Here is a 26,220-nt window from a genome sequence, read left to right as displayed (position 1 = left end):
TCCAGCGGCCATGCGCTTCAGCGACCTGCTCGGCCTCCTGAGCGACGTGCAGGCCGCCGGTGGTGCAGGGGCCGTGGCCCACCACCTGGCTGGCGACCCCGGCATCGAGGGGGCTGCCGCCCTCGACCAGGCCGGGGCCGCCCAGATCTGCTTCCTTGAGCCGGGCCACGCCCTGCGCGCAGCCCTGGAGGGCTGCAACGCCGCCGCCGTGCTCCTGCCCGCGCGGGGCGAGGAGGCCCAGGCTCTGCAGGAGCTGGCCAGCGCCCGCGGCCTGGCCTGGGTGGCCCTGCCCGACCCGCGGCTGGGCTTCGCCGAGGCACTGGAGGCGCTGTTTCCAGCCGACCCCCTGCCGGCGGGCGTGGCCCCCAGCGCCGTGGTGGACCCATCAGCGCAGCTGGGGCTCGGCAGCCACATCGGCGCGAACGTGGTGGTGGGGGCCAGGGCCGCGATCGGGGCCCACTGCTGCCTGCACCCTTCCGTGGTGCTCTACGACGACGTGGAGCTGGCCGAGGGCTGCACGCTGCACGCCGGCGCGGTGCTCCATGCCGGCACGCGCCTGGGCCGGGGCTGCGTGGTGCACGCCAACGCCGTGATCGGCAGCGAGGGCTTCGGCTTCGTGCCCACCGCCGCCGGCTGGCGCAAGATGCCCCAGACCGGCCGGGTGGTGCTGGAAGACGGCGTGGAGGTGGGCTGCGGCAGCACCATCGACCGCCCCACGGTGGGCGAAACCCGCATCGGCGCCGGCACCAAGATCGACAACCTGGTGCACATCGGCCATGGCGTGACCACGGGCCGGGGCTGTGCCCTGGCCGCCCAGGTGGGGATCGCCGGCGGAGCGCGCCTGGGGGACGGCGTGATCCTCGCCGGCCAGGTGGGGCTGGCCAACCGGGCCGTGATGGGCAACGGGGCGATCGCCTCCTCGAAGTCTGGGATCCACGGCAGCGTGGCCGCCGGCGAGGTAGTGAGCGGCTATCCCGCCATCCCCAACCGGCTGTGGCTGCGCTGTTCGGCGGCCTTCAGCAAGCTGCCCGAACTCAGCCGCCAGCTGCGGCAGCTGGAGAAGCGCCTGGGCGCCCAGGAGCAGGCCGGGGGCGAACGCTGAGGCCGTTGAGGCCGACGCGTAGCCTCACGCTCCAGGCTCGGTCGCCTCCCTCCATGTCCTCCCGCCACCGGATCACCCTGCTCGCCGGCGACGGCATCGGGCCGGAGATCCTGGCCGTCGCCCGCCAGCTGCTCGACGCGGTGAGCCTCCGGCACGGCTTCAGCCTCGACTACGACGAGCAGCCGATCGGCGGCGCCGCGATCGACAGCTGCGGCGTTCCCTTGCCGGAGAGCACCCTGGAGGCCTGCCGGGCCAGTGATGCGGTGCTGATGGCCGCCATCGGCTCACCCCAGTACGACAGCCTGCCGCGCCAGCAGCGCCCGGAAACCGGCCTGCTGGGCCTGCGGGCCGGCCTGGGGCTGTTCGCCAATCTGCGGCCGGTGAAGATCCTGCCCGCCCTGATCGAGGCCAGCAGCCTGCGGCGCGAGGTGGTGGAGGGGGTGGATCTGATCGTGGTGCGGGAACTCACCAGCGGCATCTACTTCGGCAGCCCCAAGGGACGCGTCGAGACCGACGCCGGCGTGCGCGCCTTCAACACCATGGCCTACAGCGACCACGAGATCGACCGCATCGCCAAGGTGGGCTTCGAGCTGGCCAAGGAGCGCAGCGGCCGGCTCTGCAGCGTGGACAAGGCCAATGTGCTGGATGTGTCGCAGCTGTGGCGCGAGCGGGTGGAGAGCCTCCACGCCAGCGCCTACCCGGAGGTGGCTCTCAGCCACCTGTACGTGGACAACGCCGCCATGCAGCTGGTGCGCCAGCCGCGCCAGTTCGACGTGTTGCTCACCGGCAACCTGTTCGGCGACATCCTCAGCGATGAGGCGGCGATGCTGAGTGGCTCGATCGGCATGCTGCCCTCGGCCTCCCTGGGCAGTGACGGGCCTGGCCTGTTTGAGCCGATCCACGGCTCCGCCCCGGACATCGCCGGCCAGGACAGGGCCAACCCGATGGCGATGGTGCTGAGCGCCGCCATGATGCTGCGGGTGGGCCTGCAGCAGGAGGTCGCCGCCGCCGCCCTGGAGAGCGCTGTGGATCTGGTGCTGGCCCGGGGGTATCGCACCGGCGACCTGATGGCCCCCGGCTGCACCGAGCTGGGCTGCGCCGCCATGGCCGACCAGCTGCTGGCCGCCCTGGAGGGCTGAGCCTGCAGCTGGTCGGGCCAGCCGGCTGGCCAGGCAACGTTCCATGGGGCTTGGCTGGGCCTGGGGGGGCGACCTGTCAAACTCAGCCGGAGTTTCACTGATCCCCGCGCATGTCGAAGCGTCATCCGGTTGTTGCTGTCACCGGGTCGTCCGGCGCGGGCACCAGCACTGTGAAGCGGGCTTTCGAGACCATCTTCCAGCGCGAGGGCATCACCCCGGCCGTGGTGGAGGGCGACAGCTACCACCGCTATGAGCGCGGGCCGATGAAAGAGGCGATGGCCAGCGCCCTGGCCAATGGCGAGAACTTCTCCCACTTCGGGCCCGAGGCCAATCTGTTCGACAAGCTCGAGGAGCTGTTCCGCTCCTACGGCGAAACCGGTGGCGGTCAGAAGCGCTATTACCTCCACTCCGCTGAGGAGGCCGCTGAGCACAACGCCCGCCTGGGCGTCACGCTCGATCCCGGTCAGTTCACCCCGTGGGAGCCGATTCCCGCCGGCACCGATCTGCTCTTCTACGAAGGCCTGCACGGCGGCGTCGTCGGCGACGGCTACGACGTGGCGGCCATGGTTGACCTGCTGGTGGGGGTGGTGCCGATCACCAACCTGGAATGGATCCAGAAGATCGCCCGCGACAACGCTGAACGCGGCTACTCGGCCGAGGCGGTTGTGGACACGATCCTGCGCCGCATGCCGGACTACATCAACCACATCTGCCCCCAGTTCAGCCTGACGGACATCAACTTCCAGCGGGTTCCCACGGTGGACACCTCGAACCCGTTCAAGATCCGCAACATCCCCACCCCGGATGAGAGCTTCGTGATCATCCACTTCCGCAAGGGTGCCCGCGAGAAGTGGGGGATCGACTTCGCCTATCTGCTCGACATGATCCACGACTCCTTCATGTCCAGCCCCACCTCGATCGTGGTGAACGGCGGCAAGATGGGCTTCGCCATGGAGCTGATCCTCACCCCGATCATCCACCGCATGATCGAGGTGAAAAAGGCCGCAGCCTGAGCTGGCCAGCAACGGCTGCATCCGCATAACGGCAACAGCGCTTATGCTGTGCTGAGCAATCTGGAGGCGGTGAGACCATTAGCAACGCCCCATCCGGACCACTCTGTCCTTCCTTTCTGATCCCTGGAGCGTCTGTTTCTCCCGGATTGAATCTGCGTCTGGATCGCATCAACAGCCAGCAGGTGGTGCTGCTGGCCCGCCGGGCCCTGTTCAGCTACATGGAGCGCTGCCCCGGCGGCCCTGATCCCTGCGGCGTGGTGCTCCAGGCCGAGCGGGGACGCGTGGTGCTGGAGATGCCGGTGTTGCTGCCGGATGAGCAGTTCATTCCGATCGAGCTGATCCGGGGCCGGCTCACCCGGGGCGGAGGCAGCCGCCTGCGCTGGGCCAGGCCCAGCTGAATCCCCAGCCATGGCGCCCCTCCTGTCCAACCTCACGGCACCGGCCCCCTCACCGCCGGAACTCTGGCTGTGGGGAGCCTGTCTGCTGGGGGCCTGCGTCGGCAGCTTTCTGAATGTGGTGGTGTGGCGCCTGCCCCGGGAGGAATCCCTGCTGAGCCCCCCGAGTCACTGCCCCCGCTGCGGCACCCGCCTGGCCTGGTTCGAGAACATCCCGCTGCTGAGCTGGCTTGGGCTGGGCGCTCGTTGCCGCCACTGCCGCAGCCGGATCCCCGTTCGCTATCCCCTGGTGGAGCTGCTCACCGCCGGGCTCTGGGTGGCAGCCGTGCTGGCCGTGCCCAGCGCCATGGGGCCTGAACCGTTGGCCTGGGGAAGGGTGCTGGCCGGCTGGCTGCTGCTCAGCTGGCTGATTCCCCTCACCCTGATCGACCTGGATCGGCTGTGGCTGCCCGAACCGCTCTGCCGCTTCGGACTGCTGCTGGGTCTGGCCGCCACGGCCCTGCTCGGCCTGGCCCAGGGGGGGGCGGTCGGCCGGGCCCTGGTGCTGAACCATCTGCTGGCCGCCGGGCTGGGGCTGCTCGGTTTTGAAGCGATGAGCGCCCTCGCTGAACGAGTGGTCGGCCAACCGGCCCTTGGCCTGGGCGATGCCAAGCTCGCTGCCCTGCTGGGCGCCTGGCTGGGGCTGGGCGGCCTGGGGATCACCGTGGCGCTGGCCGTGGGCTCTGGCGCCCTGGTGGGGCTGGCCGGTCGGCTCAGCGGCCGGTTGGCCCGCCACGATCCAATGCCCTTCGGCCCCTTTCTGGCCAGCGGCGGGGCCGGGGTGTGGCTGCTGGGCAACGGCTTCTGGATCGAACTGCTGGGGCGCTGGGGTCTGGTGGGAGCTGGCTGATCGGCAAGCGCCTTAAATGGTGCCTCCAGCCCGATGCGTCTCGCCCTGCGCCGATGTCCCTGTTCGACTGGTTCGCCGATCGCCGCAAGCCGCCGCCGGTGGTGCGCGTCACCCAGGAGCCGGAGGAGGGGGATGGCCTCTGGAGCAAGTGCCCGGACTGCGGCCTGGTGGTGTACCGCAAGGACCTGATCGCCAATGCCAGTGTCTGCAAGGGCTGCGGCCACCACCACCGCATCGACAGCGAGGAGCGCATCCGCCTGATTGCCGATCCGGGCAGCTTCGAGCAGCTCGATGCCGACGTGGCCCCCACCGACCCCCTCGCCTTCAAGGACCGGCGCAGCTACACCGACCGGCTGCGCGACTGCCAGCAGAACACCGGCCTGCGCGATGCCGTGGTCACCGGTCTGTGCCGCAGCAGCGACCTGCCGCTCGCCCTTGGCGTGATGGACTTCCGCTTCATGGGCGGCTCGATGGGCTCGGTGGTGGGGGAAAAACTCACCCGCCTGATCGAAACCGCAACGGCACGGCGTTATCCGCTGCTGATCGTGTGCTCCTCCGGCGGTGCGCGCATGCAGGAGGGCATGCTCAGCCTGATGCAGATGGCCAAGGTGTCCGGCGCCCTGCAACGCCACCGCGCCGCCGAACTGCTCTACATCCCCCTGCTCACCCACCCCACCACCGGTGGGGTGACCGCCAGCTTCGCCATGCTGGGAGATCTGATCCTGGCAGAGCCCAAAGCCCTGATCGGCTTTGCGGGCCGGCGCGTGATCGAGCAGACCCTGCGCGAAAAGCTGCCCGACGACTTCCAGACCGCCGAATACCTCCAAGACCATGGCTTCGTAGATGCGATCGTCGCGCGTCCCGACTTCCGGACCACCCTGGCGGAGCTGCTGCGCCTGCACGGCTGCCGCGAACAGGTGGCGGCAGGAGCCACCCCATGAGAGCGCGCCAGTCGTTGTGGTCGCTGTTCGCTGGCCTGGTGCTGGCCCTGCTGCTGCTGGCACCGTTGCCTGGCCTGGAGCTGGGACGGTGGCTGGACGTGGCACCGGCCGCTGCCGGCTCGGTGGACTGGCACGAGGTGCCTTCAACGGACGAGGGGCGCCAGTGGTGGGATGCCGGCAGCCTGCGCCGCAGCCGTGACGGCTACCTCTCGGTGCTGAGCCGTTTCCAGCCCGCCAGCGACTCTGACCGGCCCCGCATGGGAGATCTCTATGTGATGGAGGTGGACTGCGGCCAGAAGCTCTACCGGGACACCTCAATCAATGGCCTGCCCCAGTTCGGCTCCGAGTGGCAGCCCGCCGCCGGCGACGACCTGATCAGCTCGGTGATCGCCGAGAGCTGCCAGGCCGGTGCGGCGCTGCTGCAGGCTGCCTGAGTCCCTTCTCCCTGCTCCGATGGCCGTGAGCCCCGCCTCCCTCTCCCAGCGCCCCCTGGGCGTGGCCGTGGCCGGCCTCGGCTTCGGCGCGAGCGTGCACCTGCCGGCCCTGCGGGCCTGTGCCGGCACTGAACCGGTGGCCCTCTGGCACCCCCGCCAGGAGCGGCTGGACCGCGTCTGCGGCGAGCAGGAGCTGCCCGGCCACAGCGACTTTGCCGCCCTGCTGGCCGATCCCAGTGTGGAGGCGGTGGTGATCGCCACGCCGCCAGGACCCCGCTTTGCCCTGGCCCAGCAGGCGCTGGAGGCGGGAAAGCACCTGATGCTTGAAAAGCCCGTGGCCCTCAACGCCGGCCAAGTGGAGGAGCTGCAGCGGCTGGCCCTGGCCCGGCGGCTCACGGTGGCGGTGGACTTTGAATACCGGGCGGTGCCCCAGTTCCAGCAGCTGGACGCCCTGCTGCGCAGCGGTGAGCTGGGCGATCTGGTGCTGGTGAAGCTCGACTGGCTGATGGGCAGCCGGGCCGATGCCTCCCGGCCCTGGAGCTGGTATTCCCAGGCCGAGGCCGGCGGCGGAGTGCTGGGGGCCCTCGGCACCCATGCCTTCGACATGCTGCGGTGGTTCGTGGGTCCGGGCCGGCGGGTGCATGGCCAGCTCAGCACCGCCATCGGCGAACGTCCCCTGCCGGATGGCAGCGGCCGGCTGGCCGCCGTGGACGCCGAAGACGTTGCCCTGGTGCAGCTGGAGCTGGAGGCGGCCGATGGCCGCATCGTGCCCGCCCAGGTGGCCCTCTCTTCGGTGGCCCGCCGCGGCCGCGGCTGCTGGCTGGAGCTCTACGGCCGCCAGGGCACGGCCGTGCTGGGCTCCGACAACCAGGCCGACTACGTGCACGGCTTCCAGCTCTGGTGCTCCCAGGCCGGGGAGCCGCTGCGCCGGCTTGAGCCCGATCCGGCCCTGGCCTTTCCGCGCAGCTGGGAGGACGGCCGCATCGCGCCGGTGGCCCGCCTGCACGGCTGGTGGAGCCAGGCGGTGCGGCAGGGGCGGCCGATGGTGCCGGGGCTGGCCGAGGCCGCGAGCAGCCAGCGCTGCTGCGATGAGGCCCGCCAGAGCACCTGACGAAACACCGGCATTCGGTAACAACCGCTACGATTCAGGGGCGTTGAGCCCGGGCTTCACCGGGTGCGCCCTTTCGGAGCCACGTCCATGTCCATCACCACCGCCCGTCAGCTGGCCCGCCAGGCCGAGGCCGCCCGCCGCGCCGCCAAGCAGGACGCGTTCAGCCTGCAGGCCCTGCGCCGTCAGCACCTGATCGACTGAGTCGCCTCGCTTACCACGCCACGAGCCAAAGCCGCGGGGGGCATCACCTAGACTCGCCTCCAGTTCCGTCTCCTTTCTGCGAGGTTTCCCATGGCGTTGGTTCCGCTTCGGCTGCTGCTTGATCACGCTGCCGAGAACGGTTACGGCATTCCCGCGTTCAACGTGAACAACCTGGAGCAGGTGCAATCGATCATGGAGGCGGCGTATGAAACCGACAGCCCCGTGATCCTGCAGGCGTCCCGCGGTGCCCGCGCCTATGCCGGTGAGGCCTTTCTGCGCCACCTGATCCTGGCCGCCACCGAAACCTATCCGGACATCCCGGTGGTGATGCACCAGGACCACGGCAACAGCCCCGCCACCTGCTTCGGCGCCGCGGCCAACGGCTTCACCTCGGTGATGATGGACGGCTCCCTGGAGGCCGATGCCAAGACACCCGCCTCCTATGAGTACAACGTGCGCGTCACCAAAGAGGTGGTGGACGTGGCCCACGCCATCGGCGTGAGCGTGGAGGGCGAGCTGGGCTGCCTCGGCTCCCTTGAAACCGGCAAGGGTGAGGCCGAGGACGGCCACGGCTTCGAGGGTGCTCTCTCCAAGGAGCAACTGCTCACCGATCCAGCCGAAGCCGCCGACTTCGTGGCCAAGACCAAGGTGGACGCCCTGGCGATCGCCATCGGCACCAGCCACGGCGCCTACAAGTTCACCCGCAAGCCCACGGGCGAGGTGCTGGCGATCAGCCGCATCGCTGAGATCCACAAGGCTCTGCCCAACACCCACCTGGTGATGCATGGCTCCTCCTCGGTTCCCCAGGAGTGGCTCGACATGATCAACAAGTACGGCGGCGCCATCCCCGAGACCTACGGCGTGCCCGTGGAAGAGATCCAGGAAGGCATCCGCAATGGCGTGCGCAAGGTGAACATCGACACCGACAACCGCCTGGCCTTCACCGCTGCGGTGCGGGAAGCAGCCGCCAAGGATCCCGCCAACTTCGATCCCCGACACTTCAACAAGCCTGCCCGGGCCTACATGAAGCAGGTCTGCCTCGACCGCTACCAGCAGTTCTGGTGCGCCGGCAACGCCAGCAAGATCAAGCAGCGCGACATCAACTACTACGCCGCCCTCTACGCCAAGGGCGAACTGGAGCCCAAGGTGGCCGTGCCCGCCTGATCGCTTCTACTCCCACGGCCCGCCAAGGCGGGCCCAAACCATGCAGGGGGCCTAGGCCCCCCTTTTTTGTTTGCTTCGTCGCCGATGATCCCGCCTTGGAGCGAGCCTCGATGAGCGGCCAGCTGGGCATCTTTGACCCCTCCCTCAGCGCTGCTCCACATACCCAGGAGTTACCTGGCCTTGCCCTGCGCTTCTGGCCCAGCTGGGCCGGCCCCGGGGCCGACAGGTGGATGGAACAACTCAGGCGTGAGGTGCCCTGGAAGCATGACTCCATCACCCTGTTTGGCTGCACCCACCCCGTGCCACGCCTCACCTGCTGGGTGGGAGATCCGGGTTGCTCCTACACCTACAGCGGCGTTGCCGACCCGATCGAGCCCTGGTCGCCCCTGCTCCAGCAGCTTCGAGAGCGGGTGCAGACCGCGGCGGGCTGCCGCTTCAACTCCCTGCTGCTGAACCGCTACCGCGATGGTCGCGACGCGATGGGCTGGCATGCCGATAACGAGCCGGAGCTCGATCCCCGGGCGCCGATCGCGTCCCTGAGCTTCGGGGCTCCCCGCAGCTTCCGGCTCAAGCCCAGGGCCCCTGGCCGCAATCAAGGCAAGCCGCTGGTCTACGAGCTGGGCCATGGGGATCTGCTGGTGATGGATCCCCCCACCCAGGAGCATTGGCTGCACCAGGTGCCCCGGCGCCTGCGACTGCGCCAGGAACGCATCAACCTCACGTTCCGTCGGATCCGTTCAGCGGCTCCACCGCCGTGGCCGCTGTGGAGCGGCCGGGGTCGAGCAGGGCCTCGAGGGCTTCGCTGAGGCTGGCCTCCATCGCAATCCGAGAGCTGTCGCTCACCACCACCCGCGTCAGGGTGGGCAGGCCGCCGGCCCGGGCCTGCAGGTACACCGGCTCCACATAGAGCAGACCCTCGCCGATCGGCACCACCAGCAGATTGCCCTGGATCACCTTGGAACCGGCCCGGTCCCAGAGGCCGAACTGCTGGCTGATCCGCGGGTTCTGGTTGATCAGGGCCTGCACCTGCTCAGGCCCGTAGATGGGCAGCTGGCTGGGGAAGCGCAGCAGGGTGAGTTCGCCGTAGTGGGGGGCATCACTCCGGGCGGCCAGCCAGCCCACCAGGTTGGGGCGGGCCAGCGGGGTGAGGGGCTGCAGCAGCAGAAACTCCGGCTCCTTCTCCCCCGGCAGCTGGGCACTGGCGTGGAAGGGCTCCACCCGCACCTGCTCCTCGCCGTAGAGCTCCTTGGGCACCTGCCACACGTCGTCGCCGCTGTAGAAGATGCGCGGATCGGTCACGTGGTAGCGGAGCAGCTGGGTGGTCTGCACCTCGAACTGCCAGCGGGGATACATGATGTGCTCCCGGATCGCCGCGGGCATCGCCGTGATCGGCTGGAACAGCTCTGGAAACAGCTTCTGCCAGCTGCGAATCAGCGGATCGGCGGGCTCCGCCACGTACAGCACCATCTGGCCGGTGAAGGCATCCACCACCGCCTTCACCGCATTGCGGGCGTAGCGCAGTTCAGGCCGGTCCGGCACCGCGGCGCTGTAGGGGTAGAAGGCACTGGTGGTGAAGCCATCCACGATCCAGTACTGGTGCTGGTCGGCGCTGAACGGTGCTGAGCCATCCAGCTGCACCGACACCAGGTAGGGATCGGCCTCAAAGCGCACGAAGGGAGCCGCCGTGCGCAGCCGGTCGCGCACTTCCCGGTGCAGCAGCAGGCGGGTGTCGCCGGTGAGTTCACCACCCACCAGCAGCTTGGGCTCCCCCAGGTAGATCGCTGCGGCCAGGCGCTGCCAGCCCTGGGCCAGGGGCACCCCGGCACCGCCGCTGTAGTGGATGTAGAAGTTCTCGTCGCCCTGGGGATAGTTGAACTCCTGCACCGCCGTCGGCGCCAGCGCGTAGGGGGAGGGCAGAGCGCCGAAGTAGAGGAAGGGGTCCTGAGTGGGCACCACCTGCTGCACCTCGGCCTTGGTGATGCCCAGCTGGCTGTTGCCCTCCACCCGGGTGGAGGGGCCCAGATCGGAGATGAAGAAGTCGGGCAGGCCCTCGGGGCCGCTGGTATTCACCGGCGACAGGGTGAAGCCGTTGCCGTGGGTGAACACCAGGTGGCGGTTCAGCCAGGTGCGGGCAGTGCTGGGCAGGGCTCCCTGGTCGAGTTCCCGGGCCGCCATGAACACCTGCTGGCGCCCCAGGCCCTCCTCGGAGCGCAGCCGGTAGCGATCCACCACCGGCTCTGAGAAGCGGTAGTACACCCGCAGCTGCTGGAGCTGGCGGTTGGTGGCCAGCAGCGGTTCGCTGTCCCAGAGGCGCACGTTGCTGAGGGTGGCCTCGCCGGCGGTGAGGTCCTGGCGCGTGAGGCGGGCGCTGGGCACCCGATCCACGATCGTCATGCCGTCGAGCTGGAAGGCCCGGCGGGTGGCCCCGATCGAGCGGGCCAGGTAAGGCAGCTCCCGCTCCAGCTCCTGGGGGTTCACCAGCAGGTTCTGGAGCAGGGGGCCGAGCAGCCCCTCGGCCAGGGGCAGCAGGGGCAGCAGCAGCGCCAGGCCCAGGGCCAGCGGGGCCCGCCGCCCTTCCCGGGCCAGCGGCACCAACAGCACCACCGCCAGCAGCAGGGCCACGGCGGCGGCTGCAGTGCGCAGGGGCAGGGCCAGATGCACATCCAGCCAGCCAGCCCCCGGCACGCTGCCGGTGGTGCTGAGCAGCAGCTGGTGGCGGCCCAGCCAGAAGGCCAGGGCGAGCAGCAGCGCCAGCAGGGCCAGGGGCGCCCGCAGGGCCAGCAGCTGGGGCGGGCTGAAGCCCTCAAAGCGGCCGTCGCTGAGCTGGGAGCCCCGTGCCAGCAGGCCCCAGAGCGCCAGGCAGAGGCTGCCCAGCACCAGAGCCAGGGCCAGGGTGAGCGCCAGGGCCAGGGCGGGGAAGCGCAGCAGCACAAAGCTCACGTCGGCGCCCAGCAGCGGCTCACGGATGCCGCTGGGCTCGGCCACCACCGCCAGACTCCAGAGACCCCAGCCCCGCCCCAGCACCAGGGCCAGGCCGAGCCCCAGGACGGCGTGCAGCAGTCGCGCCCCGGCTTCGGGGCGAAACCCCAGCAGCACGGCGGCCACCACCGCGGCCAGCAGCAGCGGACCGGGACTGAGCCCCGCCAGGCCGATCAGGCCGTGCAGGCGCTGCGGGTCGAAGGGCTGAAAGGCCAGCCGGGCCGTCAGGCCCCAGACCAGGGCCAGGGGAACCAGAGTGCCCGCCAGCAGCACAAGCAGCAGCAGGCCGTAGGGAAGCGTCGGCAGGGGCAGACGCCCCCTGGCGGCGCCGGGCAAACGCCAGAACCAGAGCAGCCAGGCCTGCAGCAGGGCCGTGAGGCCCAGGCCCAGGCCCAGGCCGAGCAGCTGCAGGCCCCAGCGGCGCAGCAGCACGGAGTCGAGCGAAAACTGGGAGAACCAGCTCCACTCCACCCAGAGCCGGGAGGCCAGCACCGCGGCGAGGCAGGCAGCCAGCAGCAGCAACGGCAGGCCGAGCCGCCACGGGAGGCGGCCGCGGGGTGCTGGGCGGTCGGAACGGGTCACGGGCTGAGGCTAGGCAGCCTGCTCAAAGCGACAAGCCCCAGCGGCAGAGCTCACCGGCTCAGACCCTGGAATTAATTCCGATCCCAGAACTCGGCATTAAAACGAGTCCCTGGAAGGCGCTGTTAGGGTTCGGCATCAACAACGGGCGATCGCTGTGACGGCCACCCTCTCCCGCTCCACCTTCACCGGTCTGCGCTGCAAGGAATGCGGCCACGCCTATGAAGCCGCCGCCCGCCACGTCTGTGAAGACGTCTGCTTCGGGCCCCTCGAGGTGGTGTACGACTACGAGGCGATCCGCAACAAGGTGAGCCGGGCCACGATCGAAGCCGGCCCCGCCTCGATCTGGCGCTACCGCGACTTCCTGCCGATCGAGGGCGACCCGATCGACGTGGGCACGGGCTTCACGCCGCTGCTCAAGGCCAACAACCTGGCCAGGCGGCTCGGTCTCAAGAGCCTCTACATCAAGAACGACGGCGTCAACATGCCGACGCTCTCCTTCAAGGATCGGGTGGTGTCCGTGGCCCTCACCCGCGCCAAGGAACTCGGCTTCAAGACGGTGAGCTGCGCCTCCACCGGCAACCTGGCCAACTCCACCGCCGCCATCGCCGCCCACGCCGGCCTCGAGTGCTGTGTGTTCATCCCCAGCGATCTGGAGCTGGGCAAGGTGCTCGGCACCCTGATCTACAACCCCACCCTGATGGCGGTGCACGGCAACTACGACCAGGTGAACCGCCTCTGCTCCGAGGTGGCCAACACCTTCGGCTGGGGCTTCGTGAACATCAACCTCCGTCCCTACTACTCGGAGGGCTCCAAGACCCTCGGCTACGAGGTGATCGAGCAGCTCGGCTGGCAGCTCCCCGATCACATCGTGGCGCCCCTGGCCTCGGGCTCCCTGTTCACCAAGATCCGCAAGGGCTTTGATGAGTTCATCAAGGTGGGCCTGGTGGACGAAAAAGCGGTGCGCTTCAGCGGCGCCCAGGCCGAGGGCTGCAGCCCCATCGCCCAGGCCTTCGCCGCCGGACGTGACTTCATCACCCCGGTGAAGCCGAACACCATCGCCAAGTCGATCGCCATCGGCAATCCGGCCGATGGCCCCTACGCCATCGACATCGCCAACCGCACCCAGGGCAGCATCGCCGCCGTGAGCGACGCCGAGATCATCGAGGGCATCAAGCTGCTGGCCGAAACCGAGGGCGTGTTCACCGAAACCGCAGGCGGCACCACCATTGCCGTGCTGAAGAAGCTGGCGGAACAGGGCAAGATCAATCCCGATGAAACCACCGTGGCCTACATCACCGGCAACGGCCTCAAGACGACCGAGGCCGTGGCCGACGTGATCGGCGAGCCCTACACCATCGAAGCCCAGCTCGACAGCTTCAAGGCGGCCTGGCAGCAGGCCCAGGCCAGCCACGCAGCTTGAAGGTTCCCGCCCCGAGCAGGACAACCTGAAGGTTCCGGCCCCACGCCTCGCTGTGCTCAAGCCAGGTCATTTTCCTCCTCCCGTCCCCCCGCTTCCCCCCATGGGCATCCAGGTTCTGATCCCCACCCCCCTGCAGAAATTCACCAGCGAGGAGGCCAGCGTGGAGCTGGAGGCCTCCAGCATCGACGGCCTGATCGAGGCCCTCGAGGGCCGCTTCCCAGGCCTCAAGGCCCGTCTCTGCGATGAAAACGGCAAGCTGCGCCGCTTCCTCAACATCTACGTGAACAGCGAGGACATCCGCTTCCTCGAGAACCAGACCACCGCCCTCAAGGACGGCGACGAGGTGTCGATCGTGCCGGCCGTGGCCGGCGGCTGAGCCGAAGCGCCCGGGCCGTAGCCATGGCGGCAGTCAGGCAGTCGGGGTTGCTGCTGAATAACGTCACTCAACGCAACGTTTCCGCCCTTCCCCGCGAAGCCGGCGGAGCGCCTACCCGGCCCATCCCATGACCCAGGTTCCCCTGCAGCCCCTGAGCTCTTCCACGGCCCCCGCGGCCAGCAGTCCAGACGCCTGCCGCTGGCAGGAGAAAGCCCAGACCTTCGACTACCGCCAGGCCGCCAATCCGATCCGCCGCGGCCTCACCGAGCCCATCCCCGATCACCACTGGGGCCCCGAAGTGCACCGCTCCGGCCCCACCGGCGTGATCCCCCTCGACATCAGCGCCACCCTGGGCTGCAGCGGCCCTGCCACCAGCCCCGCCCTCTCGGCCAACTTCCTGCGCATCCTGGCCGGCGAGGGCCTCAAGGCCGCCGCCGCTGCCACCAGCGCCCTCTTCTACGTGCTGCACGGCGAGGGTGAGCTGCACTGGGGCGGCCGCAGCCTCAGCTGGCAGCAGGGGGATGTGATCACCCTGCCCAGCGGCGATGCCCCCCTGCTGCAGGCCAGCTGCGACAGCGTTCTCTACTGGGTGCACGACGCTCCCCTGCTGCGCTTCCTAGGCGCTGAGCCCACCACGCCGCGCTTTGAGGCCACCCACTTCCCGGCCGCGATGCTGGAGCGGGATCTGCAGGCCCTGCTCGCCGATCCCAGCTCGGCCCGCAGCAACCGCCTCAGCCTGCTGCTGGCCAACGCCGACTGCCCCACCAGCCGCACCGCCACCCACACCCTCTGGGCCATGCTCGGTTTGGTGCCGGCGGCCACGGCCCAGCGGCCCCACCGGCACCAGTCGGTGGCCCTGGATCTGGTGATCGACTGCGATCCGGGCTGCTACACCCTGGTGGGCACCGAGCTCAACGAGGACGGCACCATCCGCAACCCCAGCCGCTCGATCTGGGAGCCCGGCGCCGCCTTCGTGACGCCGCCGGGCCACTGGCACGCCCACACCAACGAGAGCGGGCGGATGGCGCGGCTGCTGCCGATCCAGGACGCCGGCCTACACACCTACCTGCGCAGCCTCGACATCCGCTTCAGCGGTGGCCTGGCCGGCTGAGGCCTGGGCATCGGCCTCCAACAGGCTGCGGAAGCTGTCGCCGTCGATGGTCTCCTCAGCGATCAGCCTGTTCACCAGGGTGTCCATCAGGGCCCGGCGGGGCCGCAGCTCCGCCACGGCCTGCGCCAGGGCCCGGCGGGCCAGGTCGCGCACCTGTGCATCGATGCGGGTGCTGGTGTCCTGGGAGTAGGGCGGCTCCGAGCGCAGCCAGTCACGCCCGAGGAACACCTCGGCACCGCTGCCCTCGAGGGCCTGGGGTCCCAGGCTCGAGAAGCCGTAGAGGGTCACCATCTCGCGGCCGATGCGGGCCACCAGTTCCAGGTCGCCGACCGCGCCCTGGGTCACCTCGCTCGGTCCGAACACGACAAGCTCGGCCGCCCGGCCGCCCATGGCCACCACCATGCGGGCCTGGAGGTAGGCCTTGCTGATCAGCCCGGAATCGAGCACCTCTTCATCCGGCATCGTGCGGGCGAAACCGCCGACGCCGCCGGCCCGGGGCAACAGCGTCACCTTGTCCAGCCTGTCGGCATGGGGAACCACGCTGGTGAGCAGGGCATGGCCCACTTCGTGATAGGCGATCAGGCGCTTCTTGGCCGAATCCTGCAGCGGGGCCACCGCCAGGCCCATGGTGATGCGCTCCAGGGCATCACTGAGGGCCTGGTTGTCGATGGCATTGAGCCGGCGCCGGGCCGTGAGGATCGCCGCCTCGTTGAGCAGGTTTGAGAGATCGGCGCCGGAGAAGCCCGGCGTGCGGCTGGCCCAGCTGGCCAGGGACACCTCCTCCGCCAGGGGGCGGGTGCGGGCATGCACGGCGAGAATCTCCTCCCGCCCGCGGCGGTCAGGCAGATCCACGGTGACGCGGCGATCGAAGCGGCCGGGGCGCATCAAGGCCCGATCGAGCACATCGGCCCGGTTGGTGGCGGCCACCAGAATCACGCCGGAGTTCTCCTCGAAACCGTCCATTTCGGTGAGCAGCTGGTTGAGGGTCTGCTCGCGTTCGTCGTTGCCGCCGCCGATGCCGGCGCCCCGCTGCCGGCCCACCGCATCGATCTCGTCAATGAAGATGATGCAAGGGGCCTTGGCCTTGGCCTTGCGGAACAGGTCCCGCACCCGGCTGGCTCCCACCCCCACGAACATCTCCACGAACTCCGAGGCCGCCATCGAGAAAAAGGGCACCCCCGCCTCGCCGGCGATGGCGCGGGCCAGCAGGGTCTTACCCGTGCCCGGCGGCCCGATCAGCAGCACCCCCTTGGGAATGCGCGCGCCGATGGCGGTGTAACTCTCCGGCGCCTTGAGGAAGGTCACCACCTCCTGCAGCTCCTCCTTGGCCTCGGCGATCCCGGCCACGTCCTCAAAGCGCACCTGCACGGTGTTCTCAGGCTGGACCCTGGGCTTGCTGGCTCCAAAGCCCATGGCCCGGTTGGCCACCTTGGTGCTGCGGCGCAGCATCAGCACCAGGGCCCCCACCAGCAGCAGCACCAGCAGGCCGTTGGAGAGGAAGGAGGCCGTGGCCAGCTCAGCGCGGTCATCGCGCACGGTGAGCGGCACATTGGCGGCCGCCGCGGTGTTCAGCAGCAACTGGTCGTTGCTGAACACAGGCACGCGGGCCTCCCTGCCGTCCTTGAACGTCACCGCCACATCGCGGCGGCGGGGTGAGAGCACCAGCTCCTGCACCCTGCCCTCGCGCAGATCGGCCAGCAGGCCGCTGTAGGAGGGCGCTTCTGTCGTGGCCGGCGCAGGGTCAGCGTCTGGAGCTGGGGCCGCTGCAGGGGAGGAGCCTGGCCCTGGCACGGGGGCGCTTTCGGAATCAGGAACGCTTGCAGCAGCCGGAGACGGGCTCTTGCTCACGGGGGTCCGGCTTTCAGGCGACTTTAGCGATTTGACGAAAGGCCAGACGGCAGCGGAGGATCCTTGTTTGGTTGTGAGAGATCTGGGATGGCTGTCCCCAAGAAGAAAACATCGAAGGGCAAGCGCAACCAGCGCCACGCCCACTGGAAAGCCAAGGCGGCCACCGCCGCCGGCAAGGCTCTGTCGATCGGCAAGGCCGTGCTGAGCGGCCGCGCCCAGGGCTTCGTCTATCCCATGGACAGCGAAGAAGAGTCCGAAGACTGATCCCCGCCGGCTTCTCCGCCGGACGTGCATCGAACACAGCGGCGCCGACCATCGAGTAGCGCCACCACCCTGCCGGGCTGCGAGGCGAGGGGATCCTGATAAGGGCCCGGCGGCAGGCTGCACAGGCTGGCGCGCACCAGCCGATCCAGGGCGGCGCCGCTCAGCCATCCCTCGCCAAGGCTGTCGCCACGTCTCCGTTGGCGGGCTTCGGCCTGGAAGCGCCAACGTCTGGGCAGGCTCCAGTGGAGCGGCCGCAGCAGCCAGAGCTCCTCGAAGCGCCGCCACAGGGGCTGATAGGTCTCCAGCGCCTCGTCCCAGTGGGGCAACCAGAGCCTTTCCCTGGCCGTGAGCTCCGGCGCACCCGGGGCTCCAGCAAAGAGCTGGGCTCGCTCGAGGCCAGCAGGGCCCAGCGGCTTGCAGCCCAGCAGCCAGCCCTCCAGCACCACGGCCTCGCAGGTCACCATGTCCATGCCGGCACGGTCACCCTCACCGCCGCGCAGGCGCTTGTCGAAACGCGGCAGCTGCCAGGGCTCCCCCGCCGCCCAACCCTCCAGGCTCTCGGCCAGCAGGGGCAGGTCGTGACTGCCGGGCGGCACGCGGCTGACGCCGAAGGGGTTGCCGGCCATGGCCCGCTGGCGCTGCGGCCAGGGCAGGTAGTAGTCGTCGATCGAGGCCACCCCCAGCCGCAGCCCGAAGCGGGGAGCCAGCTGCAGCAGGGCGCGCCCCAGGCTGGTCTTGCCGGCCCCCACCGGGCCGTTGAGGGCCAGGATCGGCCGCGCCCCCTGGCCGACCCGTCGCTGCAGCCGCGCCAGCAACGGCAGGGCAAAGGCCTCGGCCAGGCTGACCTGGATCGGCAGCTCCGCCAGGTGCTCGGCGGTCCAGAGCCGGCGCCACGCCTCGAGATCGGCGATGCCGCAGTGCCGTTGCAGCCAGGGATCCATCAGGTGCCCAGCTTGAAGGCCTCCAGCACCACGGCATACACCAGGCCGATGCGCAGGTTGTCCAGCACCACCCAGCCCAGCCCGGGCCTTTCCTGCACCAGCCGGCCCCGCAAGCGCACCACCAGCTCCAGCAGCAGCACCAGCGCCAGCACCGCCATCGGCCGCCCGCCGGGGAAGAAGAGCAGCAGATAGCTGGTGAGGTTGCCGCCGGCATAGAAGCCCAGCAAGAGGGCCAGCAGCACCACGCTGCGGTGACGCCAGTTGCCGCGCAGGCTGGCCAGCAGTCCCTGGGCCAGGCCCACACTGAACCGGTTGAAACGGGTCGACTGCAAGGGGTGGGATCTCAGAGCAGGCTCTGCAGATAGGAGAGCGTGATCCGCCCAGCCTGGCAAGGCGGGCCCCGAAGCACCATGGCGTCAGCGCCGAGGCCACTCACCACCGCCCGGGCCGAGGCGAAGCGCTCCAGGGGCAGCGGGCGGCTGTAATGGCTGAGGGTGAGCAGGCAGGGCAGCCCGGCCGCCGTGGCCGCCGCCAGGCCCTGGGGGGAATCCTCGATGGCCAGCAGGTCGGCGGCCGGCCAGCCCAGGGCCGTCACGGCCCGCTGATAGGCCTCGGGATCGGGCTTCTTGCGTGCCACGTCCTCCCCGCAAAGGCGCAGGCTGAAGGCCGGACCCATGGATCCCAGCAACTGCTGCTCCAGGCCCTGCAGGGCCTGGCGGCCGCTGGTCGTCACGATGGCCTGCGCCAGGCCGGCGGCCCGGGCCTCCGCCACCAGCTCCGCCACCCCCGGGCGCAGGCCCAGGCCACCGGCGGCCAGGAGGCTGGTGTAGTGGCGCTGCTTGCAGACCTGCAGAGCCCGAACCCGCTCCGGCTCGGGGGGCTCCCCCTCCAGCTCCGTGAGAGCGAAGCGCAGCCGCTCATGGCCACCGCTGATCTCCAGCCAGCGGCCGTAGTCGCCCTCCTGCCAATGGAGCGGCAGCCCGGCCTCGGCAAACGCCCGGTTGAACGCCACGCGGTGGCCGTCGCGCTCGGTTTCGGCCAGGGTGCCGTCCACATCCCAGAGCAGGGCACGCAGGGCCATCGAGCCAGGGGGAAGCGTCGGGTGCCCACCAGAATGGCCCTCACCCTCGCCGATGGCCCCGTTGCTGCCCCCGCTCGACGAGCAACGCTGGCACCTGCCCACCCCCCTGGGAGAGCTGGCCGATCCCCAGGCCCTGGCCCAGCTCAATCCCCCCGGGCTGGCGTCCCTGCCGGCGCCGCTGCTGGCGCTGCTGGCCCGCCGCGGCCACCGAACCAGCGCGGCCATCACAGCCCTGCTGGAGCCGCCCGCCGCACCAGCAGCCCTGGAGCACTTTCCGGATCTGGGCAAGGCCCTGGAGCGGTTGCAGCAGGCCTGCCGCCAGGGCGAGGCGGTGGCGATCTGTGGCGACTACGATGCAGACGGAATGACCAGCACCGCCCTGCTGCTGGGGGTGTTCAAGCGACTCGGAGCCCAGCCGCTGGCCGCCATCCCCAGCCGCCTGGAGGAGGGCTACGGCCTCAATCCCGCCATGGTGGAGCGGCTGGCAGACCAGGGCGTGACGCTGCTGGTGACCGTGGACAACGGCATCGCGGCGGCGGCGGCCTTGCTGCGGGCCCGGGAGCTGGGGGTGGAGGTGATCGTGACCGATCACCACACGATCCCGGCCGTGGTGCCGCCCTATCTGGCCCTGCTGCACCCCCAGCGCACCCCGGAGCACTCCCCGTTCCGGGGCCTGGCGGGGGTGGGGCTGGCCTACGTCCTGGCGGCGGCCCTGTGTGAGGCGCTGCGGCGCCCCGATGCCCTGCAGATGGCCCGCGACCTGTTCTGCATCGGCACCATCGCCGACATGGCGCCCCTCAACGGCGTGAACCGCCGCTGGCTGCTGGATGGCCTGCCGCACCTGCGCCGCTCGCCCCTGGCGGGGCTGCAGGCCCTGCAGCGGCTGGCCGGGGTGGAGGAGGCGCCCCTCGATGCCCAGGCCGTGGGCTTCCAGATCGCCCCGCGCATCAATGCCGTCGGCCGCCTGGGCGATCCCGCCCTGGTGGTGGAACTGCTCACCACCGAGGACGGGCAGCGGGCCCTGGAACTGGCGCGAGAGTGCGAAGCGCTCAACCGCCAGAGGCGTGAACTCTGCGAGGCGATCGAAGCCGAAGCCCTGGCCCTGCTGGAGGCCGACGGCCCCCAGCGCAGCCCCTTTGTGCTGCTGGCCCAGGGCCACTGGCACCACGGCGTGATCGGCATCGTGGCCGCCCGGCTCGTGGAGCGCCTCGGCCTGCCGGCGGCCCTGCTGGCCGGCGAGGGGGGGGGCAGGCTGCGGGCCTCGGTGCGGGCCCCGCGGGGCTTTGCCGTGGACCAGGCCCTCAGCCACTGCGCCGACCTGCTGGAGCGCCATGGCGGCCACCCGGCAGCAGGGGGCTTCACGGTGCGCGCCCAGCACGTGGCGGCCCTGCAGGAGCGGCTCAACGGCCTGGCCCGCGCCTGGCTGGAGATCCAGGGCGGCGGCCACCCGGTGGAACCCGAGGTGCTGCTCCGCCTGGAGCAGATCGACCGCGACTTCCTGCACCAGCAGCAACGGCTGGAGCCCTTCGGCATCGGCCATCCCCAGCCGGTGTACTGGAGCTCGGCCTGCCGCGTCAGCCAGCAGAAGCTGCTGCGGGGCGGCCACCTGCAGCTGGAGCTGCGTCAGGGTGACTGCAGCCTGCGCGCCATGGGCTGGCGCTGGCAGGGATCGGCCGACCTGCCCGCCTGGGTGGATGTGGCCTACCGGCTGCGGCTGGATCGCTGGCAGGGCCAGGAGCGGCTCCAACTGGAACTGGTGGGCCTGAGGGGCTGCGGCGACCCCGAGAGCCAGGGGGAGGTGCGCCTGCAGCGCTGCGGGCGCTCCTACTGGTGCCGCCGCCAGGGGAATGGCGTCGTGGTGCGCAACGCCGCCGGGGAGGAACTGCTCAGCAGCAGCACGCCTGAACACCCCTATCTCCGCGCCCTGCTTCAGGATGCGGCCCTGGCCCTCGGTCTCGCCGCCTGATGTCCCGCCTGCCCCTGCACCGCCACGACCTGGGCAGCCTGGCCCGGTTGCTCCTGGTGGGGGTGGCCGTGGGGCTGACCTGTCTGCCCCTGAATCTGGTGGACATGGCCCAGGCCTTCCTGCAGCAGAAACTGCCGGCCTTCACCGGAGCTGGCTGGACGCCCCTCACGATCGCCATTGCGGCGGCGCCTGTGCTGGTGATGCCCCTGCTGCTGGCCCTGCAGGCCCGGCGCCTGGCCCATGGCGCAGGCTCTGGCATCCCCCAGACGCTTCGCAGCCTGGAGCATCCCGAGCGGGCCGAGAAGCTGCTGGGAGCCAGCCCCACCGTGGCACGCATCGGGCTCTGGACAGCCGCCAGCCTGGCGCTGATGCCCCTCGGGCGCGAGGGCCCCGTAGTGCACCTCGGTGCCGCCGTGGCCGAGTTTCTGCAGCGGCGCTTTCCGCGCCTGTTCAAGGGGGTACCGACCCGCGACCTGATGGCGATCGGGGCTGGAGCCGGCCTGGCCGGGGGCTTCAACAGCCCGTTGATGGGCACCCTGTTCGTGATGGAGGAGCTCGTTGGCCGCTACAGCAGTTCGCTGGTGTGGCCTGCGCTGGTGACCTGCTCGGCAGCCGCCCTGATCAGCAACCTCAGCGGCATTCCGCTGTTCCCCCTGGGGCTGCTGGACGTCAACATGCCCGAGTGGCAGCAGCTGGCTCTGGCCGTGCCGATCGGGGTGGGCGGCGGCCTGCTTGGCGGCCTGTTTGCACGCCTGCTGCTCAACGTCAGCGGCTGGCTGCAACCGCGGGTGCGCAGCCAGCCCTGGCGCTGGGGCCTGGCGCTCGGAGGCGGGCTGGCCCTGATGGCGCTGGGCAGCGGCGGTTGGAGTGGCGGCGATGGGGAGGCCCTGATGGGCCAGCTGCTGGTGGAGCGCGGTCCGCTGCCTGTTCCAGGCTCACCCCTCGGCCAGATGGGCTGGCTGCTGGTGCTGGCGTCACGGCTGCTGGCCCCGCTTCTGGCCCTGGGGGCCGGGGTGCCTGGCGGCCTGATCGATCCAGCCCTGACCATCGGGGCGGTGTTCGGCAGCGGTGTGCTGGCCCTGTTGGGATCCAGCGCCCAGGTGGGCGTGGCCCTCGGCATGGCCGCGGGGCTGGCCGGTGCGACCCAGCTGCCGATGATGACCGTGCTGTTTTCGCTGCGGCTGGCCGGTGACCAGCAGCTGCTGTTCGGGATCCTGCTCAGCGCCGTGCTGGGGGCCTATGCAGGACGCAGGCTGGAGTCAAGGCCCATCTATCACGCCCTCGCCGACCTGGACGGCGAAGCCAAGAAGGACGCTCAGAGGGCGCCGCGGCGGTAGAAGAGGATGAAGATCACGGCGGGGCCAGCCAGGGTGATCAGAGCCAGGGCACCGAAGTTGGCAATCAGGTGAAAGTCGATGCCCATGGCAACCGGCGCTGGATAGGGAATGCGCGGGATTCTACTCGCCTCTCCCTTGATCTCTCAGGGCGCCTCGGAGGCTGTGACTGGTTGTCACAGGGCCTGCTCTGGCCGGGCCGGCGCCATGACGGCGCTTTGGATAGGGTCGAGCGGGGCCAATCCGTTGGCGATGCCCGTTCGGGGAAGCCATGGCATCACGGCAGCAGCGGCACTGGCAATGCATTCAGGGCTGCGGCGCCTGTTGCCGCCTCGATCCCGCCCTGCGGCCCGAGGCCATCGCCGCCCTCAGCCCAGACCAGCAGACCCGCTACCTCTCCATGGTGGGAGCCGATGGCTGGTGCATCCATTACGACACGGGCGGGCGTCGTTGCCGGATTTACGAGGAGCGGCCTGATTTCTGCCACGTCAGCACCCTGGTGCCCCTCTTCGGTGGCCTGATGGATGGTGCTGACGGCGCGGCCCAGGCCGAACCTGGTGCCATGGCCATCGCCTGTTGCCTGGAACAGATCCGCTCGGAATACGGGGGCCGTGACAAGGTGATGCGTCGATTTCTGCGGACGATCCGGCGGCGGCCATGAGCAGCGACAGCCAGGGCAGCGCTCACCCAGCGACCGAACGGAGCAGCTGGGGGGTGGCGTTCATCACCACCTTCACCACCGTGTTCCTGGCCGAACTCGGCGACAAGACCCAGCTGGCCGCCCTGCTGCTCTCGGCCCAGTCGGGCCGCCCGCTGCAGGTGTTTCTGGGGGCCTCACTGGCCCTGATCTGCTCCAGCCTCGTGGGGGTGCTGCTGGGGCGCTGGCTGGCCCGGGTGATGCCGGCCCAGCAACTGGAACGGCTGGCCGGCGGGCTGATGGTGGCCCTGGGGTTGTGGCTGGGCCGGCAGGCGGTGCTCCACCTGGTGGCCCCCGCTCCGAGCCTGCCCCCCCTCTCCTGAAGCCCGATGGATCTTGCCCTGCTGGCCTCCACGTTTGTCACGGTGTTTCTGGCCGAACTCGGCGACAAGACCCAGCTCGCGATCGTCACGATCAGCGGCACCTCGCCGCGGCCCGGGGCGGTGTTTGCCGGCAGCTCCAGCGCCCTGGTGCTGGCCAGCCTGCTGGGTGCCGGGGCCGGTGGCTCCCTCTCCGCCGTGATTCCCACCGACACCCTGCAGCTCGCCGCCTCAGTGGGCTTTCTGGTGCTGGGCGTTCGGCTGCTGCTGATGGCGGCAGCCGAAGAGGAGCACGCCCAGGCCATCTCCGTGGGCGGCACGGATCCAGCCTTGGCGCCTGATGCCCAGGGGCCGCCCAGCGATCAGGACGCGAGCTCCTGAGGGGCGCCGGGAGTGCGCCGGATCGTACGGGCCCTGCCCCTGCCCACCCGGCTGCCTAGAGTCGCCACTGATTGAACGGACGTCTGTGGACATGGGCATCGCTCCGAGCCCGGTTCATCGCCTCCCCCACGCCGCCGCCGGCCCCCTGGGCTGCCCCCCGGCGGATCCCGCCACCCAGCTGCTGAATTGATGAAGTTCTCGGTCGCCGACCTGCTCGACCAGCTCCCCGCCGGAGAGCCGCTGCCGATCACGAAATTGGAGAAGGCCCTCGGCCTGAGCAACTCCCGCGACAAAGCCATGCTGCTGATCGGCGTGGACGCCCTGGTGAAACTGGGACTGCTGGAGCAGGCCGAGCAGGGGCTGCAGCGCTGCGACACCCCCGAGCTGATTCAGGCCCGGCTGCGCTGTTCCAGCAAGGGCTTCTGTTTTGCTCTGCGGGAGGACGGCGGCGAGGACATCTACATCCGTGACCACGAGCTCAACCACGCCTGGAACGGCGACCGGGTGCTGGTGCAGGTGACCCGCGAGGGCGGCAGGCGCCGCTCCCCGGAGGGGGGGGTGCGCTGCATCCTGGCCCGCCAGACCACTTCGATGCTGGCCCAGGTGGAGGAGCAGAACGAACGCCTGGTGGCCCTGCCCCTCGACGACCGCCTGCTCACCGCCGTCACCCTTCCGGCTGGCGATTCGAGCTATCTCGATCCCGAGCAGAATTCCGTGGTGGAGGTGGCGATTGATCGCTACCCCGTGGCGCAGTTCGCTCCCCAGGGCCACGTGGCCCGCCGCCTGCCGATCCGGGGCGGCGAGGCCGCCGACCTCGACCTGCTGCTCACCAAGCACCGGCTCAACACCCGCTCCACGGCGCCCCGTACGGCGCTGAAAAGTCTTGCCGCCAAGGAGCGTGCCGATCTCACCAGCGAGCCCTGCCTGCTGATCAGTGGCTGGCAGGGACGCAACGCCCCCGAGCTGGCGGCTCTGGCCCTGGAGGAGCGGGAGGGGGGCTGGACCCTGTGGGTCCACAGCCCCGCCGTGGCTGAGCGGCTCAGCGCCAACGGCAGCCTCGACCTCTGGCTGCGCGAGCAGGCCGACGCCCTCTGCACCGGGCGCCAGTGGCTCCCCCTGCTCAGCCCCGGCCTGATCAAGGCCACGGCCTGGAAGCCGGGCGAGAGCCAGGCGGCGCTCTCGGTCGCCCTGGAGCTCAGCCCGGAAGGCGTGCTGGAGCACTACCGCTTCTGCCGAAGCCTGGTGAAGCCCGTCGCCACAGTGGGAGCCGAGGCCCTGGAAGCCCTGGCGGAGCGCAAGCCCAAAGCCCGCACCACCCCGGCGGCCCTCAAGCCGATCAAGGAGCAGCTGGGCCAGCTGGAGGCTCTGGTGGGGCTCACCGCGCAGCTGCACCAGCGGCGTCTGGCCCAGGGCTCCATCGATCTCAAGCTGTCCATGCCCCTGATCGACAGCCTGGGCGACCTGGCCGTGCCGTCACCTGAAGGCGGCGGGCAGGGCTGGTTCGTGGAGCTGCCGGCCCATCACCCCACGGCGATCCTGCGGGAGGCCTTCCTGATGGCCGAGATGGCCCTTGGCGATCACCTCAGCGCCTTGAACCTCCCCGCCATCTACGCCCTGAACCCGCCTCCCGAGGCCGCCGATCTCAACGACGTGGCCCGGGCAGCCCTGGCTCTGGACATCCCCCTCGAACTCGGTGAGGAGGGCCACGCCAGTGGGGCCGAACTTGCGGCCGCCTTTGCTGCCACCGACCGCTGCCGTCCCCTGCAGCAGCAGCTTCGAGGCGTGCTGAAACCGGTGAGCCTCTCGGAGCAGCCCGGTCGCCATGCCGTGGCCGGACTCTCCGAGGAGGAACGCGATGGCAGGCCGGCGGCCCTGGCCCCCTGGTGCTGCCCCACCCTCCACTACGTCGACATCTGGAACCAGCAGCTGCTGACCCTGCTCCTCAGCGAAGGCAAGGACCGTCCCAGCGTGCGCCACAAGATCGGCGTAGACCTGGCCGCCGATTCCTGTCACGGCACGATCGACTGGGCGTTGCTGCCCAACAGCGCCCTTGCTCCGTTCCAGCAGACCAGGGACCAGGGCCTGCTGCAGCGGCTCAACGGGCGTCGCCGTTTTCTGGTGGAGTTCGAGGCGGATCTGCTGGCCATGGCCCAGGCGCGCCAGGCCGAGCCCCTCGTCGGCCAGGTGCTGCCCGGGGTGATCAGCGGCGTGCAGAGCTATGGCTTCTTCGTGGAAGTGCCGCCCTCCCAGGTGGAGGGGTTGGTGCACGTGAGTTCGCTCAAGGACGACTGGTACGAGTACCGCTCCCGCCAGAACCGGCTGGTGGGGCGCAAGAACCGCCGCACCTACATGCTCGGCGACGCCGTGGAGGTGGAGATCCAGAAGGTGGATGCCCTGCGCCATCAGATCGATCTCGCCGTTCCCATGGCAGAGGGCGCCGATTCCAGCGAGGCAGCCATCCCTGACACCGAGAGCGGGGATCCTGAGATCGACCCCTTCACCCCGGTCGCCGTGCTGAGCGAGGCCTGAAC

At 70.1% G+C, this 26,220-nt stretch carries 26 protein-coding genes; 20 read left to right on the top strand and 6 right to left on the bottom strand.

Features of this window, described 5'->3' with window-relative positions; all coding sequences use genetic code 11:
• Nucleotides 1-10: 10 nt before the first annotated feature.
• The 10 genes from lpxD (at nt 11) to CyaNS01_RS05040 (ending at nt 9,195) form a co-directional block, all read left to right on the top strand.
• Nucleotides 11-1,102 carry a UDP-3-O-(3-hydroxymyristoyl)glucosamine N-acyltransferase gene (lpxD, locus tag CyaNS01_RS05085; protein WP_186699378.1) on the top strand — a complete coding sequence of 364 codons (1,092 nt, stop codon included), beginning with the start codon at nt 11-13 and terminating at the stop codon, nt 1,100-1,102.
• 53 nt (nt 1,103-1,155) lie between these two features.
• Nucleotides 1,156-2,241 (top strand): 3-isopropylmalate dehydrogenase, encoded by a 1,086-nt coding sequence (gene leuB, locus CyaNS01_RS05080; protein ID WP_186699377.1) that lies wholly within the window; start codon nt 1,156-1,158, stop codon nt 2,239-2,241.
• A 110-nt stretch (nt 2,242-2,351) separates the two neighbouring features.
• Nucleotides 2,352-3,254, top strand: a complete 903-nt coding sequence (locus tag CyaNS01_RS05075) for a phosphoribulokinase (protein WP_186699375.1) — start codon at nt 2,352-2,354, stop codon at nt 3,252-3,254.
• Between the two features lie 146 nt (nt 3,255-3,400).
• The gene (locus tag CyaNS01_RS05070; RefSeq protein WP_225875820.1) at nt 3,401-3,652 is read left to right on the top strand and encodes a hypothetical protein; all 252 of its coding nucleotides are present in this window, start codon (nt 3,401-3,403) and stop codon (nt 3,650-3,652) included.
• Nucleotides 3,653-3,662: 10 nt separating this feature from the next.
• Complete coding sequence (locus CyaNS01_RS05065; protein WP_186699373.1) at nt 3,663-4,538, top strand: A24 family peptidase; 876 nt, start codon at nt 3,663-3,665, stop codon at nt 4,536-4,538.
• Between the two features lie 53 nt (nt 4,539-4,591).
• On the top strand, nt 4,592-5,479 hold the full coding sequence (gene accD / locus CyaNS01_RS05060; protein WP_186699371.1) for an acetyl-CoA carboxylase, carboxyltransferase subunit beta: 888 nt from the start codon (nt 4,592-4,594) through the stop codon (nt 5,477-5,479).
• Nucleotides 5,476-5,913: a hypothetical protein gene (locus CyaNS01_RS05055; protein WP_225875819.1), complete on the top strand. Its 438-nt coding sequence runs from the start codon at nt 5,476-5,478 to the stop codon at nt 5,911-5,913. Before accD ends, CyaNS01_RS05055 begins: the two co-directional genes overlap by 4 nt.
• 19 nt (nt 5,914-5,932) lie before the next feature.
• The gene (locus CyaNS01_RS05050; protein WP_186699369.1) at nt 5,933-7,024 is read left to right on the top strand and encodes a Gfo/Idh/MocA family protein; all 1,092 of its coding nucleotides are present in this window, start codon (nt 5,933-5,935) and stop codon (nt 7,022-7,024) included.
• Between the two features lie 291 nt (nt 7,025-7,315).
• Entirely contained in the window at nt 7,316-8,389 is a 1,074-nt protein-coding gene (fba, locus tag CyaNS01_RS05045; RefSeq protein ID WP_186699367.1) for a class II fructose-bisphosphate aldolase, read from the top strand.
• A 110-nt stretch (nt 8,390-8,499) separates the two neighbouring features.
• Entirely contained in the window at nt 8,500-9,195 is a 696-nt protein-coding gene (locus CyaNS01_RS05040) for an alpha-ketoglutarate-dependent dioxygenase AlkB (protein ID WP_186699365.1), read from the top strand.
• Here the strand turns inward: CyaNS01_RS05040 and CyaNS01_RS05035 are convergent.
• Nucleotides 9,107-11,950: a UPF0182 family protein gene (locus tag CyaNS01_RS05035; RefSeq protein WP_225875818.1), complete on the bottom strand. Its 2,844-nt coding sequence runs from the start codon at nt 11,948-11,950 to the stop codon at nt 9,107-9,109. The two genes, CyaNS01_RS05040 and CyaNS01_RS05035, sit on opposite strands and share 89 nt — an antisense overlap.
• 154 nt (nt 11,951-12,104) lie before the next feature.
• On the opposite strand from CyaNS01_RS05035, the gene thrC reads away from it, so the two are divergent.
• The 3 genes from thrC to CyaNS01_RS05020 all read left to right on the top strand — a co-directional run bounded on the left by thrC (nt 12,105) and on the right by CyaNS01_RS05020 (nt 14,857).
• A complete protein-coding gene (thrC, locus tag CyaNS01_RS05030) occupies nt 12,105-13,370 on the top strand; it encodes a threonine synthase (protein WP_186699363.1) in 1,266 nt (421 codons plus the stop codon).
• 100 nt (nt 13,371-13,470) lie between these two features.
• The gene (locus CyaNS01_RS05025) at nt 13,471-13,746 is read left to right on the top strand and encodes a MoaD/ThiS family protein (RefSeq protein WP_186699361.1); all 276 of its coding nucleotides are present in this window, start codon (nt 13,471-13,473) and stop codon (nt 13,744-13,746) included.
• A gap of 127 nt (nt 13,747-13,873) precedes the next feature.
• Nucleotides 13,874-14,857 (top strand): cupin, encoded by a 984-nt coding sequence (locus tag CyaNS01_RS05020; RefSeq protein ID WP_225875817.1) that lies wholly within the window; start codon nt 13,874-13,876, stop codon nt 14,855-14,857.
• Here CyaNS01_RS05020 and ftsH read toward each other — a convergent pair.
• Nucleotides 14,801-16,705 (bottom strand): ATP-dependent zinc metalloprotease FtsH, encoded by a 1,905-nt coding sequence (gene ftsH, locus CyaNS01_RS05015; RefSeq protein ID WP_225875816.1) that lies wholly within the window; start codon nt 16,703-16,705, stop codon nt 14,801-14,803. The two genes, CyaNS01_RS05020 and ftsH, sit on opposite strands and share 57 nt — an antisense overlap.
• Before the next feature lie 87 nt (nt 16,706-16,792).
• Here ftsH and rpmF point away from each other — a divergent pair, with 87 nt between their 5' ends.
• Nucleotides 16,793-16,969, top strand: coding sequence for a 50S ribosomal protein L32 (gene rpmF, locus CyaNS01_RS05010; RefSeq protein ID WP_186699359.1), 177 nt, complete (start codon nt 16,793-16,795; stop codon nt 16,967-16,969).
• Here rpmF and CyaNS01_RS05005 read toward each other — a convergent pair.
• From CyaNS01_RS05005 to CyaNS01_RS04995, 3 genes are read right to left on the bottom strand one after another with little or no spacing between them, the layout of a single operon-like run.
• Complete coding sequence (locus CyaNS01_RS05005) at nt 16,933-17,910, bottom strand: hypothetical protein (protein ID WP_186699357.1); 978 nt, start codon at nt 17,908-17,910, stop codon at nt 16,933-16,935. The genes rpmF and CyaNS01_RS05005 overlap by 37 nt on opposite strands.
• Entirely contained in the window at nt 17,910-18,242 is a 333-nt protein-coding gene (locus CyaNS01_RS05000; protein WP_193815567.1) for a DUF565 domain-containing protein, read from the bottom strand. The genes CyaNS01_RS05005 and CyaNS01_RS05000 overlap by 1 nt, the downstream gene beginning before the upstream one ends.
• Nucleotides 18,243-18,253: 11 nt before the next feature.
• On the bottom strand, nt 18,254-18,991 hold the full coding sequence (locus tag CyaNS01_RS04995) for an HAD-IA family hydrolase (protein WP_186699355.1): 738 nt from the start codon (nt 18,989-18,991) through the stop codon (nt 18,254-18,256).
• A gap of 52 nt (nt 18,992-19,043) precedes the next feature.
• Here CyaNS01_RS04995 and recJ point away from each other — a divergent pair, with 52 nt between their 5' ends.
• Both recJ and CyaNS01_RS04985 read left to right on the top strand, forming a co-directional pair.
• Nucleotides 19,044-20,957, top strand: coding sequence for a single-stranded-DNA-specific exonuclease RecJ (gene recJ, locus CyaNS01_RS04990; protein ID WP_186699353.1), 1,914 nt, complete (start codon nt 19,044-19,046; stop codon nt 20,955-20,957).
• Nucleotides 20,957-22,294, top strand: coding sequence for a chloride channel protein (locus tag CyaNS01_RS04985; RefSeq protein WP_186699351.1), 1,338 nt, complete (start codon nt 20,957-20,959; stop codon nt 22,292-22,294). The genes recJ and CyaNS01_RS04985 overlap by 1 nt, the downstream gene beginning before the upstream one ends.
• On the opposite strand, the gene psb30 is transcribed toward CyaNS01_RS04985, so the two are convergent.
• On the bottom strand, nt 22,273-22,380 hold the full coding sequence (gene psb30, locus CyaNS01_RS04980) for a photosystem II reaction center protein Ycf12/Psb30 (protein WP_006041509.1): 108 nt from the start codon (nt 22,378-22,380) through the stop codon (nt 22,273-22,275). The two genes, CyaNS01_RS04985 and psb30, sit on opposite strands and share 22 nt — an antisense overlap.
• Nucleotides 22,381-22,562: 182 nt before the next feature.
• On the opposite strand from psb30, the gene CyaNS01_RS04975 reads away from it, so the two are divergent.
• The 4 genes from CyaNS01_RS04975 (at nt 22,563) to CyaNS01_RS04960 (ending at nt 26,218) form a co-directional block, all read left to right on the top strand.
• The gene (locus tag CyaNS01_RS04975; RefSeq protein ID WP_186699349.1) at nt 22,563-22,952 is read left to right on the top strand and encodes a YkgJ family cysteine cluster protein; all 390 of its coding nucleotides are present in this window, start codon (nt 22,563-22,565) and stop codon (nt 22,950-22,952) included.
• The gene (locus tag CyaNS01_RS04970; protein WP_225875815.1) at nt 22,949-23,311 is read left to right on the top strand and encodes a TMEM165/GDT1 family protein; all 363 of its coding nucleotides are present in this window, start codon (nt 22,949-22,951) and stop codon (nt 23,309-23,311) included. Before CyaNS01_RS04975 ends, CyaNS01_RS04970 begins: the two co-directional genes overlap by 4 nt.
• A gap of 6 nt (nt 23,312-23,317) precedes the next feature.
• Nucleotides 23,318-23,689, top strand: a complete 372-nt coding sequence (locus CyaNS01_RS04965) for a TMEM165/GDT1 family protein (protein WP_186699347.1) — start codon at nt 23,318-23,320, stop codon at nt 23,687-23,689.
• 189 nt (nt 23,690-23,878) lie between these two features.
• On the top strand, nt 23,879-26,218 hold the full coding sequence (locus CyaNS01_RS04960) for an RNB domain-containing ribonuclease (RefSeq protein ID WP_186699345.1): 2,340 nt from the start codon (nt 23,879-23,881) through the stop codon (nt 26,216-26,218).
• The last annotated feature ends 2 nt before the right edge of the window (nt 26,219-26,220 follow it).

Origin of the sequence: Cyanobium sp. NS01, assembly GCF_014280235.1 — a bacterium.
Classification (GTDB): Bacteria; Cyanobacteriota; Cyanobacteriia; order PCC-6307; family Cyanobiaceae; genus NIES-981.
Note: the sequence above shows the minus strand (reverse complement) of the source record. Positions and strands in the feature narration are given on the sequence as shown.

Coding starts and splice junctions, on each gene's coding strand:
- lpxD (WP_186699378.1), top strand. CDS start 11: ATGCGCTTCAGCGACCTGCTCGGCCTCCTGAGCGACGTGCAGGCCGCC.
- leuB (WP_186699377.1), top strand. CDS start 1,156: ATGTCCTCCCGCCACCGGATCACCCTGCTCGCCGGCGACGGCATCGGG.
- CyaNS01_RS05075 (WP_186699375.1), top strand. CDS start 2,352: ATGTCGAAGCGTCATCCGGTTGTTGCTGTCACCGGGTCGTCCGGCGCG.
- CyaNS01_RS05065 (WP_186699373.1), top strand. CDS start 3,663: ATGGCGCCCCTCCTGTCCAACCTCACGGCACCGGCCCCCTCACCGCCG.
- accD (WP_186699371.1), top strand. CDS start 4,592: ATGTCCCTGTTCGACTGGTTCGCCGATCGCCGCAAGCCGCCGCCGGTG.
- CyaNS01_RS05055 (WP_225875819.1), top strand. CDS start 5,476: ATGAGAGCGCGCCAGTCGTTGTGGTCGCTGTTCGCTGGCCTGGTGCTG.
- CyaNS01_RS05050 (WP_186699369.1), top strand. CDS start 5,933: ATGGCCGTGAGCCCCGCCTCCCTCTCCCAGCGCCCCCTGGGCGTGGCC.
- fba (WP_186699367.1), top strand. CDS start 7,316: ATGGCGTTGGTTCCGCTTCGGCTGCTGCTTGATCACGCTGCCGAGAAC.
- CyaNS01_RS05040 (WP_186699365.1), top strand. CDS start 8,500: ATGAGCGGCCAGCTGGGCATCTTTGACCCCTCCCTCAGCGCTGCTCCA.
- CyaNS01_RS05025 (WP_186699361.1), top strand. CDS start 13,471: ATGGGCATCCAGGTTCTGATCCCCACCCCCCTGCAGAAATTCACCAGC.
- CyaNS01_RS05020 (WP_225875817.1), top strand. CDS start 13,874: ATGACCCAGGTTCCCCTGCAGCCCCTGAGCTCTTCCACGGCCCCCGCG.
- rpmF (WP_186699359.1), top strand. CDS start 16,793: ATGGCTGTCCCCAAGAAGAAAACATCGAAGGGCAAGCGCAACCAGCGC.
- CyaNS01_RS05005 (WP_186699357.1), bottom strand. CDS start 17,910: ATGGATCCCTGGCTGCAACGGCACTGCGGCATCGCCGATCTCGAGGCG.
- CyaNS01_RS04995 (WP_186699355.1), bottom strand. CDS start 18,991: ATGGCCCTGCGTGCCCTGCTCTGGGATGTGGACGGCACCCTGGCCGAA.
- recJ (WP_186699353.1), top strand. CDS start 19,044: ATGGCCCCGTTGCTGCCCCCGCTCGACGAGCAACGCTGGCACCTGCCC.
- CyaNS01_RS04985 (WP_186699351.1), top strand. CDS start 20,957: ATGTCCCGCCTGCCCCTGCACCGCCACGACCTGGGCAGCCTGGCCCGG.
- psb30 (WP_006041509.1), bottom strand. CDS start 22,380: ATGGGCATCGACTTTCACCTGATTGCCAACTTCGGTGCCCTGGCTCTG.
- CyaNS01_RS04975 (WP_186699349.1), top strand. CDS start 22,563: ATGGCATCACGGCAGCAGCGGCACTGGCAATGCATTCAGGGCTGCGGC.
- CyaNS01_RS04970 (WP_225875815.1), top strand. CDS start 22,949: ATGAGCAGCGACAGCCAGGGCAGCGCTCACCCAGCGACCGAACGGAGC.
- CyaNS01_RS04965 (WP_186699347.1), top strand. CDS start 23,318: ATGGATCTTGCCCTGCTGGCCTCCACGTTTGTCACGGTGTTTCTGGCC.
- CyaNS01_RS04960 (WP_186699345.1), top strand. CDS start 23,879: ATGAAGTTCTCGGTCGCCGACCTGCTCGACCAGCTCCCCGCCGGAGAG.